Annotated in this window: 13 protein-coding genes; all 13 read right to left on the minus strand. The window is 61.8% G+C overall.

Annotated features, from left to right (window positions below; translation table 11 throughout):
- Positions 1 to 204: 204 nt before the first annotated feature.
- A complete protein-coding gene (locus PQQ95_RS07465) occupies positions 205 to 6,780 on the minus strand; it encodes a hypothetical protein (protein ID WP_408436424.1) in 6,576 nt (2,191 codons plus the stop codon).
- A 187-nt stretch (positions 6,781 to 6,967) separates the two neighbouring features.
- Entirely contained in the window at positions 6,968 to 7,867 is a 900-nt protein-coding gene (locus tag PQQ95_RS07470; RefSeq protein WP_408436427.1) for a hypothetical protein, read from the minus strand.
- Between the two features lie 146 nt (positions 7,868 to 8,013).
- The gene (locus PQQ95_RS07475; RefSeq protein ID WP_408436430.1) at positions 8,014 to 9,315 is read right to left on the minus strand and encodes an RNA-binding domain-containing protein; all 1,302 of its coding nucleotides are present in this window, start codon (positions 9,313 to 9,315) and stop codon (positions 8,014 to 8,016) included.
- A 185-nt stretch (positions 9,316 to 9,500) separates the two neighbouring features.
- On the minus strand, positions 9,501 to 10,262 hold the full coding sequence (locus PQQ95_RS07480) for an abortive infection family protein (protein ID WP_408436432.1): 762 nt from the start codon (positions 10,260 to 10,262) through the stop codon (positions 9,501 to 9,503).
- Positions 10,263 to 10,309: 47 nt separating this feature from the next.
- Complete coding sequence (locus PQQ95_RS07485) at positions 10,310 to 11,434, minus strand: hypothetical protein (RefSeq protein WP_408436434.1); 1,125 nt, start codon at positions 11,432 to 11,434, stop codon at positions 10,310 to 10,312.
- A 239-nt stretch (positions 11,435 to 11,673) separates the two neighbouring features.
- Positions 11,674 to 11,925 (minus strand): DUF2274 domain-containing protein, encoded by a 252-nt coding sequence (locus PQQ95_RS07490; protein ID WP_408436437.1) that lies wholly within the window; start codon positions 11,923 to 11,925, stop codon positions 11,674 to 11,676.
- The gene (locus PQQ95_RS07495; RefSeq protein WP_408436440.1) at positions 11,922 to 13,211 is read right to left on the minus strand and encodes a TraB/TrbI/VirB10 family type IV secretion system protein; all 1,290 of its coding nucleotides are present in this window, start codon (positions 13,209 to 13,211) and stop codon (positions 11,922 to 11,924) included. The genes PQQ95_RS07490 and PQQ95_RS07495 overlap by 4 nt, the downstream gene beginning before the upstream one ends.
- Positions 13,198 to 14,202 carry a P-type conjugative transfer protein TrbG gene (gene trbG, locus PQQ95_RS07500; RefSeq protein ID WP_408436442.1) on the minus strand — a complete coding sequence of 335 codons (1,005 nt, stop codon included), beginning with the start codon at positions 14,200 to 14,202 and terminating at the stop codon, positions 13,198 to 13,200. Before trbG ends, PQQ95_RS07495 begins: the two co-directional genes overlap by 14 nt.
- Positions 14,199 to 14,906, minus strand: a complete 708-nt coding sequence (gene trbF / locus PQQ95_RS07505) for a conjugal transfer protein TrbF (RefSeq protein WP_408436444.1) — start codon at positions 14,904 to 14,906, stop codon at positions 14,199 to 14,201. The genes trbG and trbF overlap by 4 nt, the downstream gene beginning before the upstream one ends.
- A gap of 12 nt (positions 14,907 to 14,918) precedes the next feature.
- Entirely contained in the window at positions 14,919 to 16,268 is a 1,350-nt protein-coding gene (trbL, locus tag PQQ95_RS07510; RefSeq protein WP_408436446.1) for a P-type conjugative transfer protein TrbL, read from the minus strand.
- Positions 16,265 to 16,555 carry a hypothetical protein gene (locus PQQ95_RS07515; RefSeq protein ID WP_408436449.1) on the minus strand — a complete coding sequence of 97 codons (291 nt, stop codon included), beginning with the start codon at positions 16,553 to 16,555 and terminating at the stop codon, positions 16,265 to 16,267. The genes trbL and PQQ95_RS07515 overlap by 4 nt, the downstream gene beginning before the upstream one ends.
- 5 nt (positions 16,556 to 16,560) lie before the next feature.
- Positions 16,561 to 17,289, minus strand: a complete 729-nt coding sequence (trbJ, locus tag PQQ95_RS07520; RefSeq protein ID WP_408436451.1) for a P-type conjugative transfer protein TrbJ — start codon at positions 17,287 to 17,289, stop codon at positions 16,561 to 16,563.
- Positions 17,286 to 19,712, minus strand: a complete 2,427-nt coding sequence (gene trbE / locus PQQ95_RS07525; protein ID WP_408436454.1) for a conjugal transfer protein TrbE — start codon at positions 19,710 to 19,712, stop codon at positions 17,286 to 17,288. The genes trbJ and trbE overlap by 4 nt, the downstream gene beginning before the upstream one ends.

Genomic DNA, 19,712 nt, shown 5'->3' on the forward strand with positions numbered 1-19,712 from the left:
CACTTGGCCTGCCGACAGGCCGACAGGCTCCAACAAGCTGCGCAGTCGTTGTGGCAGGACGTGAGCCTGGATGGGAAATGCTGCCAGGTAGTCAAACGGCATAGTTCTACTCGAAAGGTTCAGGTAATCACCTAACTCCGACGCACACTAAAGCGCCTGGACCAATAGGTTAAGGTCGAGCTCATGTGAGGAGTGAGCTCCGCTTCATTCCGACGATAAACTCTCGATGACTATTCGATACAGCTCCTCGCTCATCGGTGCATCGTTGCGCCGGGATAGCCATTCATCGGGCAGGCCAGCGATCGCGCGGAACCGCGGATAGAAATCGCGCCGCCGATCGGAGTCGAGCGTCGCAAGCGCTTCCTTGGCTTGTCGAGAGAGACCTCGCGGCGACCAAACCTGGCCACGTTCATCGATGACGATCACCAGCGATCGATGGGTAAAACCGCTGGTGTCCCCGGCACGTCCGCTCGACTTCCCTCGATGGTATTTCTGGAGCGTCAGTGCGACGACAAGACTACGCTCGGAACCCTTGAGCAGGGCAAACAATGTGCCACGACTAACGAGCAAGCGGTATCCAGTCTCGCTCCACGCGTACTCACCCCGCCCGCCTTCCGCACCCCAGGCTTCGGCACGATAGGCGGTTCTGCCGTCGACTGACCAGCGGCGAACCGCCTCATCATCTGCGATCGTCCCTAATAGGTCTCGCGTCCAATCCGCTGGGAAAGGCCTATCGAGTGCGGTGGCAGCGCCATAAGGATCATACCGATCGAGTTGGCGCTCGGTGTTCGGTGTCTTTGCGACCCACGGCTGAACCGTGTGACCGTCATCGCCGAAGTGACGAGCAATCTCATCTTCATCGTCAGGCAACCATCGAAAGAAGGCTTCCGCTGACAGCACGGCCATAGTCGCCGCTCGCGCATCACCGGGGTTCGCCAACACGCTTTGCAGCGTGACCGTTATGTCTCGCCCGATCGACCAACGTCCTGCGACCGGAAGCCAATCCGCCGCCTTGCCGTCCAGCAAGCCGAGCAACGGTGCGAGCAGCATACTGTCTTCGCGGACGGTGCTTCGCCCACCGCTCTCCGGCATAGGCATGTCCGCCTCCGGGGTAAGGTCGAGCGGAAACGGATCGGTGAGATCGGCCAGCCAGAGACCATCGTTTCTTGACAGGGTGTATTCCCTCAGGAACGCGGCCCAAGCATCGCCGTTCCAATCCTCGCCGACCACCGCCCGTGTCGCGAGCAACTCACCCGCCACCAGCATGAGCGCGTGCCATCCGAGGTATCCCCCATATCGATCTCGGTCCGGAACATAGCCCGACGACCACGACTCGTCATGGCTCCCGCTACGTGGGCAATCGTGCATTCCGCGAACGGTGGTGTCCCACCGCCGCACCCATGCGCTGATACGGTCTTCCACCTCCCACCCTGGACAAGCGAAGACGCGACACAAGCGTTCGGTCTGATATTTGTTGAAGTCGTAGTCGAGATGGAAGCCATCCTCTGGTCGCGGCGAGGCGTCTGGCCTGGAGGCATACCGGAACTCGTGATAATCGGCTCGGGGGGCCACCGGAAAGGGCGACTGATTGGCGAGACCGAGCTTGGCGATAAGCGCTTCGCGCTCCTCGGGTGCCAATGCATGCGCAAGCTCGCGTAATATGTCTACCGCGAACGCACGCATGACGACGTGCGGAAACTCCGCGGAAAAGGCGATTCGCTCGAAGAAGGCACGATGTGGGGCCAATGCGGGAGCAGCGTCTTTCGCTACGCGAGCGAGCGCAATCAGCAGCCAGAGCTGCGCGTGCATCGCATAGAAAGGCAGCTTCGCATCGCCGAACGGCACGCTCGATGCAGACCCAAAGCGCTGCATCAGTCGCTCAACCACATCGGAGCGTCCAGCCACCACCAGGCGCCTCACCGCATGGGCTGCGCGCCAGCGCATGGCGGCGATGGGATGGCCAAGCCTCGCCCACACGAGTCCCGCTACGAATGTCGCCTCGTCAACTGGAACGACAAAACACGCGTCCCACGGTCCATCCCCAACTTCGGACGGCAGCTTCTCACCGGTATTGGCCAGAAACCGTTCGAGGCCTTCCGCCAGGGCGCTGGCACTGACGTCAGGCGCCAGTCTCGCGGCGAGGGCGAGCCAGGCATTACCACCAAAGCTATCCGCCGTGCTCCGGAGCGCTGCGACAACGTGCTCGACAAGGGTTGCGCGATCGGCATGAAAATGCTGCTCCAGCCCCCGCCAGCCGCCCCACGCGTCGGTGCTTGAACTGGCGAGTTCGGCGGCATGCTTGGTCGCCAGGCGCAGTCCCAAGGCAGGCAGCGCATCACGCATAGCCGCCGATGACTTACCCCACTCCTCCAAGTAGTCGTCCAACGCGTGGATCTTGTCGGCAAGCGTGGCAGCCGTTGCTTCCACGACGGCACGGACGAATCCAAGACGCTCGGCCGGGGAGTTGGCTTGCTTGGCCAAGTCGGTCAGTGTCCGAACTGGCCAGCGCCGCCCCGACTGGTCGATCTCCTGGTCGAGTATTTGACGGTCGATGTTGTCTGAGTCCGTCAGGTCCACCGGGAAGACGGGAGGTGGCTCTGTCGCCGAGGAAGGAAACATGACCGCTCGCGATTCAGATTTGGGCCCAAGGCGAGCGAGCAGACCCTCGATGCGCGTTCGGGCACGAGAGGCGGCAGGCAGGCTGCGCTCAGCGAGGTTATGTAGCCTTTCGATTGTCTCCCGCGCGGGCGACAGTTGATCCTCGCGATCCATCTCGACCAGAAGGAGATCGAAGAGCCATTCCCGTCGCTCTTGAGGTAACCGATCTATGACCTCCGACGCGAAACCCGCGATACGCCACGTCCACGTTTCGATTGGAGCAGCCAAGCCAAACAGGGCGACGGCCGCTTCAACAGAAAGCTTCGAATCGCGAACGAGGACTGTTAACGCGGGACCCAGGGACAGTCCGAGGCGCGCCGCGTCGCGATCGTCCAGCCGTGCCAGCGTCGCCAATGTCGCCCGACCAGCAATCGGCACCATCGATTCCGCGTATTCCGTCCAGGGGAATTTGCCGTCCTCGTTCTGATTCAGTTCGAGGATACGTGCCAGAGTGTGCGCCGCCGCCGGCGAAAGTTCGGGACCCGAATAGTGGCCGGTCAGCTCCAGCAAGTGATTGGTACGATCGAAGTCATCCGATCCAATGGCCTCGGCAAGATCGAGCGCACGGCGAAAATAGGCCGCCGCCTCTTCGGTGCTCACTCGCCAAGCTGCGCGAGCGAGATCACCGTAGGATGAAATTCGGGATCCGACATCGGTATCGAGTTGGATCTTGCGCTCGATCTGGTCAGCAAGGAGGAGCGCAGCATCATGGCACGGGGGGAGACACGATAGTCGTGCAACCGCGTGGGTAAGTTCCGGCGTGAACAGTCCCGGCGCATTCGCTGCCCACTCGGCCATGCGCTTCGCAAGCTCGGCATTGATCGCACCTAGCGCGTCGGTAAGGTCAAAAATCACCCGGAATCCGGTTCGCGCGAGATAAGCCTTCTCATCCCGATACGGATAGTTGGATGCCTGCTCGACATCACGGACCAGTCGGTCAAAGGTGGCGGCCACCATCTCGTCCCGTGTCTTTCCACTCGGCGGACGAATGATGTCGGCGACATCCTGCGCATAGTTCAGCATCGGCAGGATCCGGCCGTTGAGCGCGCGCTCGTAGTCCGATCGTCTGTCCTCGTCGAGGTCGCCGCGCCTCTTGCGTCGGCGCCGCGTTCCATCGAACTTAGGAGCCGCCAGCTTCTGCGTAAGCACCCGACTGAACGTCGCTGCGCCCCGCGATCGCGCGCTGGCAGGCACCAACCCGATGAATTCCGCCGGCGCCATGTCCATCAAGGCGGCGCGCTTCCGGCTCAAGGCGGCTCGAACGCCGGCAGCCAGTACAGTCACCTGGATCGCGTAGTCGCTCGGAAACTGACTTGAATAGTCGTAAACGCTAGGCGGCGTAAGTGCTGCTCCAGCGAGGATGCTTGCTGACTCGCTCTCCATGCCGAGCTCTATCGCCCGTGCCGATGCTAGCACGCTGGCCATCGCCAAGCCTTCGCTTTTGCCATTGGCAGAAGATGCCACAGCAAGTGCTGCGACGAGTCCTCTGGCGTGGGCTGGGTCACGGCCGACAAATGGAAGCGCGGCGGCATAGAGTGCGCGAGATGGCAGTCGGCAGCGCAAAAGCCGCGTTGCGATGCGCGTTTGGGGCGGATGGGCCGAACGCTGGTGTCGATCCAGAAGCTCGAACAAGTCCCGAAACTTGGCGAAGGCCACACCTTCGTCTCGACGGGCGAAAAACTCCGCAACGCGCACGTCATTGCCCGCCAGCATTTCGACATAGGCGAAGCCAATATCGTCCCACTGCCTTGAGGTGCTCGATTCGCTAAAGCGCGCGCCGCGTTTGGTATGCGCGGCCCAATTGTGCCAATCGATTGAGCGCCGAGCGTGACGACGGGCCTCATCTCGGTCGCCTGCGAAGGCGTTGGCCAGTGCTAGCGCAGCGTGTTTTCCCCCAGGCCAGCCGACCGTGGTTGCGGAAAGCCGTCGCAAGGCCTCGGGATCCCCAGCCACGGCGGCGAGATCAGGATGCTCGTATAGGAAGCGATCGGATCGCTCATGACCTGCGGCAACGATTGACGCTTCCAGCAGCAGTCGCAGAAGATCGTCGCGCCGGTTCAGCTCGCCCACCAGGGCTATCGCGGCCGTGATCCGCGATAGCCGGATGTCGCGTGCGCTTACCTGTGAAGCGCCTCGGGGAACGCGCAGATCGTAGGCCAGTTGGATGAGTTGGTCGGCATCGCGTAACGAGGTGAGCAACGCGGGCAGTGCCCTGGCGGCATAGTTTGAGGTGAGCTGACGTTCTTGGAGCGCGGCGATAACTCGATCTCGACCGATCTGACTCGCGCCGTAGGTCGATCGGATCAGGGTCTCGGTCGGTTCATCGCGGAACATCAAGCCGTGCGACGTTCGCTCAAGCAAGGGAGCGAGGTCAGCCGCGAAGCTCTCCACCTGCTCTGCGATCAAGCCGTGAGCCGCAGCAAGCTCTTCAATGGGAACGGGCGGCGCCAGCAAGGCGATGCCCGTGAGCAGGAGGTCAATGTCCGCATCGCTAGCGCCCCGCGCGCGTGCCGTTTCGCGCGCGTCGGCAAGACGCTTGCGAAGCAACGCGTCGAGCAGATCGTGCGGCTCTTCCGGGGCGTCCGGGAAAGACACGGGATCAAACGGCCGTCCAGTCGCAACCAGGTTGTCGAGACAGCGTGGATTGCGACCGGACCGCGTCAGCAGCGCGGCAATCTCGTCGGCCGACGCATCCGGCACGCGTCGTTCAACGAGGGAACGTACTTCCGCGTCAGTGAACAGTGGAACCGTAAAAGAACGGTGTGAGGCATCGCCGGTCGCCAGCGCGAGCCGTTCAGTCCGGCACGACACAACGATGCGAACGCCATCGATGGGATCGACGCTGAGGCTGCGCATGAGCAGGTGTGCGAACGATGATGTCGCAGTCTCCCGCGCGGCGAGTCCGGCGTGGTCGATCGCATCGAGCACCAGTGAAACACAGGCATCGCCGCGAGTTCGCCGAGCCGTTTCCACCGACTGCACGAGCCGTCGGCGGAACGCTCTCAGCAAGCCCGTGACATCCGCCAGAGGCAACAGAATGTCGCACAGGCCTTGCCCGGCCAAGAGATTGGCAAGGTGGACAAGTGTCCTTTCCGGGAGGTGCCGACCGTCGGCGGGATCCCGCCAGCGACCGGCACCGAAGCCATCGAAGAGCACCACAGGTCCATCGGCTCGCAATCGATCCGCAAGGCCTTGCATCAAAACGGTCTTGCCCATGCCTCCTGCGGCGTGGACGACAAGAGGAAAACCCGCTTCACGGGCGAGGATTGCAAGGTTGTCGAGCGCGTCGCGCTGAATGACGACCTCAACCTCGGGGAACGCGTCCGGCGTGGGATACAGGCGGTCCTCGTGCTCCACCTCCAGCTCAGCCAAAACCGCTACGCGATCAATACGTTTGTCCGTCTCGCTACCGGGACCGGCCTTGATCCTGATGAGATTCCGCAACTTGAGCAGGCGTTTCTCCGCATCCGGATCCCCAGGTTCGCTCCATGCGGCGAGAATGGTTGAAATCGCTCGCTCTGCCTCGGTCAAGCTCCCCTTGTTGCCGACCAATTCCAATCGCCGCAGCAGATCAGAAAAGGGATGGGGATAGTCTTTCAGCGCTTCTGCGATCTGGCCGGCTTGACGGGCTACATCACCGGCATCTCGCGTGCCCGCGATAACCGCGGTGATCGCCTTCCCTAGATTCTCGTGGATGGGCCTGTTCGTCGCAAATTCATAGCGCACCACGGCGAGAACATGATCGTCGTCATACGTCGCCCGAAGTTCGGCATCGGTCGCGGCAAACTTGGCAAGCGTGGATGCCAGGTCCGCCGCTCGAACGGCAGTGTCGGCGCTTGCGATCGAGTACTTGAACTGAACGACCGTGACTCGATGCGCTCGGGCAACATCGGTGGCACCGTGGTACCGAACGAGATCGGCAATTTCGACCGCACCGGTTCCCAAACTCTGCTCGTCTCGTTCATCGAACCCCTCAAGCGTGATCGCGGTCAGGTCGGTCGACGGCGGCAGGAGCTCAAGCGCGGTACGCGCGGCCCAAGCTTCATGAAAGGCATGGCCCGCCTTGGATGCGCGAACTTTGTCGATTTCTATCGGCGCTGCGCCAGTATCGTTGTCATTCATGATCGGCTCCATTCCCAACCCACCGGGGCGACGGTGCACGCGCTGTCTGTCTGCACAGAGCCATCGTGCAACCCGTGCGTTGGCCTAACCCATATTACCGCCGTAAACGACGGGATGAGCACCGCGTTCGCTTCGGGGTGGTCTGCCGCCCGCAAGAGAAGTAATTCTTGATCGCGAGCGTCAAAGCTCAGCAACTCAGCGCTACTGCATGATAACGAACACGCAACTTGCGCCTTTCTTGGTGCTGCAAGAGCTTATGCTGCCTTTCATTTTTTTGGTCGTAGTACGCATCAACTAGGGCAACATATCCGCTCGCATGAAATGCCCAATCATCGATGTCGTCGAGGTGATCAACCAGCAAACTCCCTGTCGCGCGCTGCCCGATGCTGTTAAAGGCTAAAACGATCACAATCGAACATACCTCGTGAACTTCATCGACAACATTCTTCAGCATGTCCAATGTCTCGAATCCCTTTTCCACGCCTTGCCCTCGAAGTGCTAGCTTCTCATCAACTTGTCGCTTTGTTAGGTGGACGTAGTTCGACGCCTGGACCCACGCTTCAACCACATGCTCTGCAAATTTTTGCCTGCCGTTCCCCAAAAAATCGAGTGAGATTTTCTTTACTTGGTCGACATTCTGTTTGCTCACACTTTTCCCTCGATAGAACTTAACCCGCTCCTCGAAAGAGTCTGCCGATCTTTCCTCATCAACATACGCAGTATTGACAGCGACCTCCAAGATAAATCGAAGCTCGCGTCGTGCAGAGTTTAGTGACCCCAATTCCACCGCAAGTTGAACCATGTTTGCGGCCTCGAGGATGTCATCCAGATGTCTCTGGAACAAAAAGGCGCCGTAATATTGCTCCCATCGAGACGCCGTGAACGCGCAGTCCGTTAGCGTCTCACTAAAGTCATGCATTGTCTTATGAAGAAATTCCAACTGATCTTGGTATTCCTTTGACGCTCTTAACTCCTCCTGTGATTTTGCCTTCTCCACCGCATCGCTTTGGAGCTTATGCATATAGTTGTCAACGGCCTTCATCAGCTCCGGCTCTTGCTCCTGCATATAGTCGTCAATGGTCTTCATCAGTTCCGGATCTATCATGGTGATTATTATTTTCGCAAATGGTAGTTTCGTGCCCCAAAAAATCAGAATGATCTTGTTTCATCGTTCGTTACAGCACTATTAACTTCTCCATACCAGATCAATGCACGCCTCAGCAGCATACTGGTTCAAAGACCCGGATCTACGCCTAACCGTTGAATCAGTTCCTGTTGCAGCTCCAAAGCAGAAAGCTTCCGCTTGCCCGCATCGGTTTTGACGTAAACCTCCTGCCCGCCCGTGGCAAAAAGCAATGTGCGCCTGATCGACGGCACGCGGACCTCCACGACATACAAATTATCTATCATGTTGGAACCGTCACTCACTGGGTGAAGATCGATCCGGTAGGCGGTCGGGGCAATGGGAGGAACAATCTGGTGCAGCCGCTCCGTGACAATACGCCGAAGCTCATCGCACTCCTGCGGGCGAAGTTCAACACCGACGATGGCTCGGTCCGCATCACGAATGCCCCAGAAAATCGCTCCCTCTTGAGGCAGCCCAGCATTCAGGAAGGCTACGGCGTACTGATCCACGACTCCCTTGATCGCGCCAACGGCATTGCCACCCTTGACCTCTTTAAATTCACAGGTTCGATTTTCCTGAGCCGGGTATTGCGCTCCCCTGATCCATTTCAACCGGCGAGACCGCTGAAAGTTTGGCTCTCGCGTTTCGTACCACGAATTGAATGCCGCGAGAGACATACCGCTCCGTGTCGTGGACATCTGCAGCACGGACCCTCGGCCCGTCTCAGCGGCATCGCGATGCGGACCAAGCAAGAACACTTGCGAATCTTGCGCAATCTCGCCAAGCAGCCTAAGAAGAAACTGATGTTCGTCTTGTGGCCAACGCCAGAACACCTCGTCAACTATAAGGGGGAGCTTAAAGCGGGCACGTCGACGCGCTACGATCTGGCCGATCAGCTCCACTGCCGAACGTTGAACCCCAGACCCGATGTAGCTCGCACCGCTCCCTCCCCGCTTCAGCTCTGCCCATCCTGGATGACTCGTAAGCTCTCTTGGAAGTAAGGCCCCCACTTCGTCGAAATCAAGCGTCTCAAGATCGGTCTCGCGCACATGGCCGATCATGAGGCGCTGGCCCTCGGAATCGGCCATCGCCGCCAGCGTCTGGAGTGCTAATGCTCCTGTCGTTTTCGACACCTCCGGCTTGCCCCGGGAGGACTCTGTGACCTGAAGACTGACCGTTTCTCTGGCATCCCCCTCCCCTAAGGTGAGCGCCACAGTAGAAGGTCCCACGCCGCCCGCAGTCAACGACAATGCAGGCTTCCCGACAATGGCAGCCAGCATCGCCCCCGCCATCTGCGTCTTGCCTGAAGCGTTATTTCCGATGACCCAATTTATCGCGTTCGGCTCAAAATCGAACTGCGCATCGGAAAACGGCCCAAAGTTTCTAAGCCTGATTTGCGTGAAGTACATGAGGTCCTTGGCGCCTATGGAATGAAAGTTGGCATGCCTGAGCCCACTTGCTTGAGGGAAGAGGTACTGGCATCAGCACTTTCCAGCATGGGCACGTCCAATTGGGATGACACGTGCCAGCTTCATCTCTATTTCAAACGGTCAAGCACAATCCATCCTGCCGTCAAAACGTTGCGTATCGACACCTATATAGCGAGCTTCTGATTCAAGTAGTGAAAGATCGTGCGGACGGCGTTAACAACCAACGCCCCCTCAGCCATCTCGACCAAGTTATCGTTGGGGTGGGCCACACTGCCGTGATTGCGAAGAGTGTTTAGCGCATCGAGAACGGAGGCAAAAGAAGTCAGTATTTTTCCGACCTCGCTTTCGTGAGCACCAAACGACTGCAACGAAGGATGGTGCGTGCGAAGCGCCTTATAGGCCTGCGTAAGGGTTGCATCGCCCGCAATCGCAATCGCGCTATCTCGACATGCCGACTTCAGGTACCCGTGCATGGCAGTATGAAGCCGATCGATGGCACTCGGTGCCCCTGATGTGGCGAGCAGGTTGTCCGCGTCCATCAACGCACGATGCACAACATCAGAGGCGGAAGCCGACGGGAGCACCGCCGGCACTTGTCCTACCTGGTAACCGAGTTCAATAAGCTTGTCGGCCAGCGCCTGCTGTAGGTGCGGATAGATCTTTTGATGTTCGATGACCGCTACCAGTGCCCGCGTGTCGTGATTTGAAAAATACTGGAGCACCTGAAATACACACGCGCCATAGTCATCGTCGCCGAAGCCAAGACTTCTGAGTAACCGCGAGTGCCCCTGGATATAGTCATGAAATCCCGTGAGGTACCCCAGTTCGTGCCAATCAGTAGCATTGAACTCAGCCACTATGGCACGCTGCATGGCGAGCATGAGAGGCCCCCGCCATGCGGCGTCCTGCAAAAGATGATGATTCACGATACGCCCCCTGGTCGGCTCGACTTAGGTCATTTGCTTCTGGCTCTTCACGCGATGCGATGCTGAACCCAAGTGGCAGCCTCTTCAACGGAAGACATAACCCGGCACGGAAAATCGCGCTCGACGGCCAGATTTCGCTGCATCAGAAGCGCGTGCATGGGCCCGTCCGTCAGAAGCGCATCGCAGTAGCCTAGCCCGGCTCCGGCATGATGGAAATCGAACATGTCGTTAGCGTTCAATTTCTGTGTTCGGTTCCAGCGAAGCGCTGCATGCAGCAATGCCCCGACTTGCAGCGTGCGCAGAGCCCGCCGACCTGCGGGTTTCCGAACCGCTGCGCGCAGCAGGCCGAGACACTGCCTCCTCACACCTTCCCTCTCCTCTTCTGACGGTTGAATGTCAGGGCCAAGGGCCTTCACAGCCATGTCATGCAGCACGTCAGCGGCGATCGGCGCGGCGAGTTCAAGGACACCATTGATCTCGTCACGATAGACCTGCGAGAAGCTCTTCATCTCAGAGGCATGTGCGGCGTTGTCGCGGTTCAACCGATCGGCAATATCGACGAATTGTGAAGGTAGAGGCCAGGAATTTCCGATAGTCCTGACCATCGTCGATAGAGGAATCTCCCAGAGGTGGTCAAAGAACGCCTTCTGAATGACGACCTGCTCATGTTCCGGGAAGGCCGTGGCAACCGGGTGCTGGACGCCCAGGATATATGGGACTTTCGTCCAGACCAGGTGTTCCAGCGGATGAACTCTGTGCCCAGCGTTCGCGTGAAGGAAGTGCGCCACCTCCGTCGCCACGCGTGTGGGCTCAGAGCTAAGCGTGATGCCGCAGCTCAACTCATCAATCAATTCTGCTGTTGCGCCCCGGGTGGCCGGGTCAGACTGCTTCATTAGCTCAAGAAACAGGACGTCGCTGATAGGACACACTAGCTGCCCACTAGAGACTCCAGCTACCAGCGCATCTAACAAATCCGATGCGCCAGGTGGAGTCGGCGCGAGGGAGCGTGCGGCACGCAGGTGAATCCAGAAGCACTTATCGAGGTAGATACGATCCCGCGCCACCACCCACTCGCCGAGTTCGATAACGCGTCGTCGCTCGTACTCGTCGATCGTAATCTGCGGTGTAGCGCGATGGAACGCAAATCGGTCGGCAAGGTTGGGAAGGGTCACTGAGCTTCGCGTCTATTGTTAGGCCCAATGGGCATCAGTTTACATTCGGCCAAATCACCATCTTTTCTGCGCACAAATTGTACTACCCCGGCCTGCTTCTGCGGTCATCGGTGATGGCAGTGATTATCTCTGTCGCCGTTTGACTTTGATAGCGTGCGAGCCCGTCGGCCTTACGTCGAATCGGCGTTGCCTCAAGTCGATCTACCTGGTGAACAACGAACGGGTACGTTGAATCTTTATCACGTATCCCTAGTATGGGCTTTGGCAACTGGCAATTTGGGCGCCCTCCGAAAACCGCGGTCTCCGGCCATGAATGCCTCCAGCATGTGAGGAATCAACGTAACGGCGTCGACCGTTTCGCTGTAGGTTTGTCCATGCAGCGCAGCGTAACGGTCGAGGTCAGCCCTGAGGCTGGCCGAGCACGTAAAAGTCAGTTTGACTGTCTGTGTATCAGGCAGCGGCCCCAGCCGCAGTTTGTGCGTCGTGCTCATTGAATCGGTCCTCTCTGGACAAAGAGCGGCTGATACGGCCGCAGCACCATATCCTTGTTCACCATCACGTTGACCTGAAACCCCGGCCGCACGGTCAGCGTCGGTTGGATGCTCAGGTCGCGGCGCGTGATTTCCTGTCCGACCTGATTGGCGGTGTCCTGCGAGCTATCCCGCAACGCGATGACCGTATTGCCGTTGGCACTGCCCTGATTCGAGACGGCCAGCTCGGAGCCGACGCCAAGCATCGTGGACAGCACAGCACCCGCCAGAATGCGGCCCCAATGCCAGTCCACGCCATCCTCCAGGCCTGCATAGCCGGCCGGGTCGATACCGGGGAGCTTATCGAGGGCGATCGACGAGGTATCGGGTAGCACCAGGCGCAGCCATACCAGCAGCACGCGCTGCTGTCCGAACGCCACCTGGCTGTCGTAGCGGCCGATCAGGCGCGAACCCTGCGGAATCAGCAAATAGTGCCCGGTTGCGGTGTCGTACACGGGCTGCGTGACCTCGGCAATGATCTGCCCCGGCAGGTCGGAATTGATGCCCGTCACCAGCGCGGCCGGAATGATCGTGCCCGCCATCACCGTGTACGGCGAGGCCGGTGCTTGCAAGCTGCCGGTGTTACTGGTCGCAGCGTCGCCGCCCTTCGCCATGAACGCTTCCTTCTGGTCCTGCCGGTTCTGGATGGCCGTCGGATCGTTGGGTTGCGCGGCCGAGGACGCCGGCCCGGCACCCATCGGATTGAACGCGCTGGCCGCCGCATTGGCCCCCGACAGGGTGCCCGCAGACGCGGCAGTTGCATCAGGCTTGCCGACATCGCTGCCGGTGTGGAAGAACACCGCAGAGCGGGCAATCTCGTCAGCCTGGCGCTGCCGGTCGATGTTCTCGGCCGATGGTCCCGCATTTACGTTGCCACCCGGCAGCGGTGGCATCGCCGACGCCGCACCCCAGTCGCCGGGAAGCGGCGGCCCGAGCTGCGGCACGCTAGCCGGCGCCGCCGAGGCGGGTTCCGCCGGCAGCTTCGAGTAGTCAGATGGCAACTGGTCGAGGTCGTCGGCTTTGGCGACCCGATCGACGTTGTAGAGGTTGGTCTGATCGCCAGAACCGCGCCGCCCCTTCGATTGCAGCGCCCACATCGACGCGCCGGCCACGGCCACCGCAAGCAGCGTGGCGGAGACGGCCAGCGTGCGGCGGTTGAGCCGCGTTACCGCGCGCGGTGCGGCGCGCAGCGCAACACCTTCGGGGGCGACCTTGGGAGCGGGCTGAGCTTGGTCAGTCGTGTCCATGACCAGCTCCCGCAGCCACACCGTCGGTACGCACGATGCGCACCACGGCAGCCTTGTTACCGCCCAGGCGCAGCTCGGCCGCACCGAACAGCCGATCCACGATGTCGTAAGGCGCATGGAAACGGTAATTCACCAGCTCGCCCTTGCCATCCGGCCCGACCACGAACAGCGGCGGCAATTCGCCCTGCGCGATGCCGGTCGGAAACTGGATATAGACATGCTGCCCGTCGTCGAACGCACGCACGGGCTTCCACGGCGGACTGTCGCCCGTGATCGCATAGCGGAAATGCAACTGGTCGAGTGACAGGCCATCGGCCGCAGGCGCGACCGCATCGGCGGCCTGTGCCTGGGCCTGCAAGGCCAGCATCTGGTCCTTCGGATACTCCCACGATACCGACGCCATCCATGCCTTCTCGGTGGACGTGAGTTCGAGCAGATAGGTGCGCCGGCTCGTGGTGATGACGAGGTTCGTTCTGATCCCCGCGCGCACCGGCTTGACCATGACAGCCACACGCCGGCTTGTGCCGCTGCCACTCGCGGTATCGCCCACGATCCACTGCACGGTATCGCCGGCGGCGACGGTCACCAGCTCTTCCCCCGACTGCAAACTGATGACCGTCACGCGGCCGGGGCTGGTATAGACCTGATACAACGCGCCATCGGAGAACGGCCAGACCTGGATCGCGTTGATGTAACCGTCGCGGGTCGGCACCACGCTCGCGTCGGCATTGGCCTGCTCGACGCGCGCTTTCGCATCGGCCGGCTCAGGGGCTGGCTTTGCATCTGCGGGAGGCAGCGGCTTCATCTGATCCGGCAATGGCAAGGGCTTCGGCACTTCCACGACCGCAACCGGCTTGGGCGGCTCAGGCAATGGCTGCGCCTTGACCGATTCGTCCAGCGAGATCGCCGGCGGTGGTTTGCCTTGCGTGGCGCAGCCGGCAACGCTGCCCAGCAAGACGAGGAAGGCAATGGCAGTGATCGACGGTTTCATGGCTTCTTCGCTCCTTCCGGCGCGTCCAGGTCACGACTCCAGGACAGCCCGTTGATATAGATACCGAGGGGATTACGGCGCACCTGCTGTTCGGTGCGCGGCGTCTGCATGACGAGAGTGAGCATCGCCGTCCATTGCTCGGTGCCGGTCGGCGTGCCGTCGTTGAAGTGCTGTTCGGTCCAGCGCACCTGGAACGAGGTGTCGCTGACGCGCACCACGCTCGTCACTTCCACCGATATGGAGTCCTGCCCAACATGAGCGAACGGATCGTGGGCACGCGCGTAATCGTTCAGCGTCGCCGCGCCTCGGTCGGTGGTGTAGCCGTAGGCTTCAAGCCAGTTCTGCCGTACCACCACCGGGTCGATCGACAGCGAACGCACGTCGGTCACGAAGCGCACCAGGTGGTACGCGATCTGTGCATCGGTTGGCCGGTACGGTGTCGTAGCGGCCCCGACCGCGCGGACCTGCCCGGCGTGATCGACCTCGACCACGTAGGGCGTGACGCGCGACTGGCCGGACTGCCAGACAAGGCCCGCAGCCATCAGCAGCGCAAGGCCCAGGCAGCCGAAGGCCATCAACCGCCAGTTCTTCGCCTGCACGCGCGCGCTGCCGAGGCGTTCATCCCATACCTGCGCGGCGGCCTGATAAGGCGTGGCGGGCGCAGGTGATTCGCTGTAGCGCACGCCGGGTCGTGTGAAGCGCATGGCTTGCCTCCCTTACTCGTTCGAGGAATCGTTGAGATCCGGCGCGGCCCCGCCGCCGCCGTGGTCGGCCGAGCGCACGACATGCGCGGCCGTCGAAGCGCCATGCGCGGCGCGCTGGCGGCGTTGCACGCGTTGCGCCCAGTCGGGCGGTTTGTCGGTGGATGCTTGCGATGCGTTATCGGTGGTCGCCGATGGTATGGATGTTTCGCCGGCGTTTCCGTGCGAGGCAGATGGCGCGCTCGCGCCGACGGTCGATACCGCGCGATCACGCGCAGCGCGAGCACCGGCTGCGACCCGCCCGCCGGCGGCCTGTGCGCCGCTGTGCGCGACGTTGGCCACACCGGCACCGAAAGCACGCGCGCCAGTCGCGCCCGATGCAGTCGCACCGGCGCGATAAGCCGACGCGGCGCCGCTGGCCGCGCGTGCGGTGCCGACTGCGCCGCGCGCCGCAAGTCGTGCGCCGGCGGCGACTGCCGCGCCACCCGTCGCCACGGCCGCACCACCGGCAACGGCAAGGCCCGCGACACCTAGCGCCGTACCGGCGGCCGCTCCGGCGCCGAGCTGCGGTGCACCGGATACCAGGCCGGTCGCAATGCCCGGCCCGAAGATGCCAAGTCCCAGCATCGTCAGCGAGGCCAGCATGATGGCGAGCGCGTGGTTCAGCGACGGATCGGCACCGGCCGGCGTCTGGAACTGACTGAAGATCGTCGAGCCAATGCCGACGATGACGGCGAGCACCAGTACCTTCACGCCCGACGACACCACGTTGCCCAGCACCTTCTCGGCAAGAAACGCGGTCTTGTTCCAGAGCGCGAACGGGACCAGTACGAAGCCCGCGAGTGTGGTTAGCTTGAACTCGATCAGCGTCACAAAAAGCTGCACGGCCAGGATGAAGAAGCTGATGACCACGACGACCCAGGCGAGCAGCAGGATCACGATCATGTCGATGTTGCTGAAGACCGCGGTGATGCCATTGGACATCGTGCCGACCTGTTGCAGAATCGGCTGTCCGGCCTGGACGCCAATCGCGCCCAGGCGTCCGGGTTGCAGGAAATTGCCGATGCTGATCGACGAGCCGGACGCGAGCAGGCCGAGGCCCACGAACGAGCGGAAGACGATGCCCGCGAGCGTGTTGAAGTTGCCGATGATGTAGGCGAACGCGCCGACGTAGAGCGTCTTGCGGATCAGCTTCGCCAGCACTTCCTCGCCACCCATCGCCCAGAACAGGCCGGCGAGCGTCATGTCGATCACGATCAGCGTGGCCGAGAGATAGGCGACTTCGCCGTGCAGCAGACCAAAGCCTGAGTCGATGTACTGCGAGAAGACGGCCAGGAACTGGTCGATGACGGAAAGATCATTCATGGCCGATCTCCTTGCGACGCCTCGAAGCTCGCCGGAATCGGCGGCAACTCGGCGAGCGTCTGGTATTCGTTGGCGCCGCCCAGTCCGAGGAAGAAACGCCGCGCATACGCCGCGTCCACCAGGCCGCATGTGGCGTTGTCCATGTGGGGGTGTGCAACGGCACAGCGATGGCGCAGTGCGTAAAGCCGCTGCGGATCATGTGCGAGTGCATCGGCCGTCAACGCCGGCTCATGCCGACCGCAAGCGGTCAGCATGGCGATGATGGGCAGGACCAGTGCGCGGCGCATGGCCGTCAGTTCCCGTAGAAGCTCACCGACTGCGGCGTGTATTGCGGACCGCTGCCAATGAAGCGGGTACGGACCTGCTGGGCCTGCGCCTCATCGGCCGCAGCACGCGCCTGGTCCAGTGCTGTGGCGCGCTGCTGGGATACGGTGAGTTGCTGCGACTGAATCGCCTGACGTGCGATCAGCGCGAGCAACTGGTTCGTCGCCTGGCTCGCCTGCAAGGCACCGACCGCGCCCTGGCTCTGTGTCACCAGACTGCTCAATACGCCTTGGTCGGACAGCAGGTTCTGCGCGGCCTGCGACTGCATCTGCGTCGAGGTCTGCAATGCCTGTACCGAGGTCTGCCACCGCGTCTGCGCGTCCTGCACCATCTGCGCGTTGCTGGTGGCGGCGCCGTAGGACGACGGGTACAGCCGGTTGAACGTTGCCTGCGACTGCGTGACGTTGAAGGTCAAGCCCTGCGCCTGTGAGATCAACTGGTTCGTCGTCGCCAGCGTGGACAACAACTGCGACAGCGAGTTGAAGTTCAGGCTCGTCAGATTGCGACCCTGGTTCACCAGCATCGTCGCCTCGTTCTGCAACTGCTGGATCTGGTTGTCGATCTGTTGCAGCTCGCGCGCGGCGGCCAGCAGGTTCTGCGAGTAGTTGGCCGCGTCGAATACCGCCCACTGTGCAAAGCTCGTGGATGACACCGACAGCAACACGGCCGTGACGACGGCCAGCCCTTTCTTCTTCATGGCTGAATCTCCGGTGACGTTAGGAACGAAGGCATGAGGTCGGCAGCCCAGTCGAGGCCGCTATGACGCAGCCAGGCACCCGCGAAACCGGGCGTGCCGGCGTTCAGCAACACGCGGTCCATGTCGCGCTGGTCCTGTGGCGTGGACGCGCCGACGAATGCGAGGGTGGCCGGTCCCAGGTCGAGGTCGAACAGGCGATTGCCGAGGCGCGACTGGTAGTAGTAGTCGCGCTTGGGTTCGGCGGTAGCGACGATCTCGATCTGCCGGCTGTTGAGGCCAAAGCCTTCGTAGATCGTGCGAATCTGTGGCTCGGTGGCCTGCGGGTTCGGCAGGAAGATGCGGCTTGCGCAGCTCTCGATGATCGCGGGCGCGATGCTCGAATCCTTGATGTCGGCGAGCGACTGCGTGGCGAAGATCACGCTGACGTTCTTCTTGCGTAGCGTCTTGAGCCACTGGCGGATGCGTGCGGCAAATACCGGGTCGTCGAGGAACAGCCAGGACTCGTCGAGGATCAGCAGCGTCGGCGCCCCATCGAACCGCTCGTCGAAGCGCGCGAACAGGTAGCCGAGCACGGCGAGCACCGCCGCCTTGCTCGGCATCAGTTCCTCCATCTCGAAGCCCTGCACGCCGGCGCTACCGAGCCGGTCATGGTCGGCATCGAGCAGCCGACCGTGCGCGCCGCCGAGCACATAAGGCGCGAGCGCCTGACGAAGTGCATTGGACTGGAGCAATACCGACAGGCCGGTGAGCGTGCGCTGTTCGACCGGCGCACCGGCAAGGCTGCCGAGAGCCGACCACACTGCGGCCTTTTCGTCGGGGCCGATCGCAATACCTTCGTGCAGCAGGCGGCCTTCAACCCATTCGGCGGCCCAAGTGCGATAGCTTTCGCGGTCGATGCGCGCGAGCGGCTGGAACGCGATCGCGCCATCGGAGCCAAGGTCGTAGTGCTCGCCACCGAGGCCGAGGATCGTGGCGCGCATCGAGCGGCCCATGTCGAACACAAAGATGCGCGAGCCGCGATACCGACGGAACTGCATCGCCAGCGTGGCGAGCAATACCGACTTGCCCATGCCGGTCGGACCGACCACCAGCGTATGGCCCACGTCACCGATATGCGTCACGAGGCGAAACAGCGTGTCTCCGTCGGTGCGCGTGACTATCAGCGGCGGGCCCTCGAGGTGCTTGTTCTTCTCCGGTCCGGCCCATACCGCCGAGAGCGGCATCAGGTGCGCGAGATTCAGTGTCGAAATGCTCGGCTGACGCACGTTCGCGTAGGCGTGCCCTGGAATCGACGACAACCACGCTTCGACCGCATTGAGCGTTTCGGGAATCGTGACGAAGCCCCGGCTCTGGATCGTGCGCTCCACCCTCCGCAGTTTTTCATCGGCCGCCGCTGCGTCCGCATCCATGACCGTGACGGTTGCGGTCACGTAGCCGAAGGCCACCTGATCGCCACCGAGTTCCTGCAGGGCGGCATCGGCATCCATTGCCTTGTTGCTTGCGTCGGTATCGACGAGCGGTGATTCCTGCTGGAAGATCGTTTCGCGCAGCAGCGCAATAACGTTCTTGCGCTTGGCGAACCACTGCCGGCGCAGCCGCGTCAATTCCTTCTCGGCTTCGGCCTTGTCCAGACAGAGGAAGCGCGTGGACCAGCGATAGGCGAAACCGAGCCGGTTGAGGTCATCGAGCAGGCCCGGCCAGGTCGAGGTCGGAAAGCCGCGCACCGTTACGACGCGCAGGTGCTGGTCGCCGAGCATGGGCGCGAGGCCACCGATCAATGCCGAGTCGGCCAACAACGCATCGAGATGAAACGGCACCTCCGGCACACCGATGCGGTAGCGCCGCGTCGAGATGGTCGCGTGCAGGTACGTGAGCGTTTCGCTGCTGTCCAGCCACGCAATTTCAGGCATCACGCCGTCGAGCAGGTCGAATACGCGGTCGGTTTCGGCGACGAAGGCCGCGAGCCGTTCGCGCCAATCCACGCCGGACGTGGGCGTGTTCTCGTACAGGAGCTTCGCGGCGCGTGCACGCGACTCCTCCGGCGGCAGGTACACCATTGTCAGGTGATAGCCGCTTTCGTAGTGACTACCGGCTTGCTCGAATGCAGCGCGGCGTTCTTCGTCCACCAGCCACGACAACGCCTCGGGAAAATCCGAGCGCGGATAGTCGGCGGCCGGTCGTCGATCGGCGTCGATGAACAAGGCCCAGCCCGATCCCAGGCGGCGCAATGCGTTATTCAGGCGCGCGGTCGTGGCGATCAGTTCGCCCTGCGTGGCGCTGTCGAGGTCCGGCCCGCGAAAGCGTGCGGTGCGCTGGAACGAACCATCCTTGTTGAGCGCCACACCGGGCGCGATGAGTCCGGCCCACGGCAACCAGTCGGCAAGCAATGCGGGACGCTGGCGGTATTCGGCAAGATGCAGCAT

The sequence above is a fragment of the Paraburkholderia caffeinilytica genome, from assembly GCF_046030355.1.
Classification (GTDB): domain Bacteria; phylum Pseudomonadota; class Gammaproteobacteria; order Burkholderiales; family Burkholderiaceae; genus Paraburkholderia; species Paraburkholderia caffeinilytica_B.

Excerpts from the sequence above, each read along its gene's own strand:
- PQQ95_RS07465 (WP_408436424.1), bottom strand. The coding sequence starts at position 6,780 with ATGAATGACAACGATACTGGCGCAGCGCCGATAGAAATCGACAAAGTT.
- PQQ95_RS07470 (WP_408436427.1), bottom strand. The coding sequence starts at position 7,867 with ATGAAGACCATTGACGACTATATGCAGGAGCAAGAGCCGGAGCTGATG.
- PQQ95_RS07475 (WP_408436430.1), bottom strand. The coding sequence starts at position 9,315 with ATGTACTTCACGCAAATCAGGCTTAGAAACTTTGGGCCGTTTTCCGAT.
- PQQ95_RS07490 (WP_408436437.1), bottom strand. The coding sequence starts at position 11,925 with ATGAGCACGACGCACAAACTGCGGCTGGGGCCGCTGCCTGATACACAG.
- PQQ95_RS07495 (WP_408436440.1), bottom strand. The coding sequence starts at position 13,211 with ATGGACACGACTGACCAAGCTCAGCCCGCTCCCAAGGTCGCCCCCGAA.
- trbG (WP_408436442.1), bottom strand. The coding sequence starts at position 14,202 with ATGAAACCGTCGATCACTGCCATTGCCTTCCTCGTCTTGCTGGGCAGC.
- trbF (WP_408436444.1), bottom strand. The coding sequence starts at position 14,906 with ATGCGCTTCACACGACCCGGCGTGCGCTACAGCGAATCACCTGCGCCC.
- trbL (WP_408436446.1), bottom strand. The coding sequence starts at position 16,268 with ATGAATGATCTTTCCGTCATCGACCAGTTCCTGGCCGTCTTCTCGCAG.
- PQQ95_RS07515 (WP_408436449.1), bottom strand. The coding sequence starts at position 16,555 with ATGCGCCGCGCACTGGTCCTGCCCATCATCGCCATGCTGACCGCTTGC.
- trbJ (WP_408436451.1), bottom strand. The coding sequence starts at position 17,289 with ATGAAGAAGAAAGGGCTGGCCGTCGTCACGGCCGTGTTGCTGTCGGTG.
- trbE (WP_408436454.1), bottom strand. The coding sequence starts at position 19,712 with ATGCTGCATCTTGCCGAATACCGCCAGCGTCCCGCATTGCTTGCCGAC.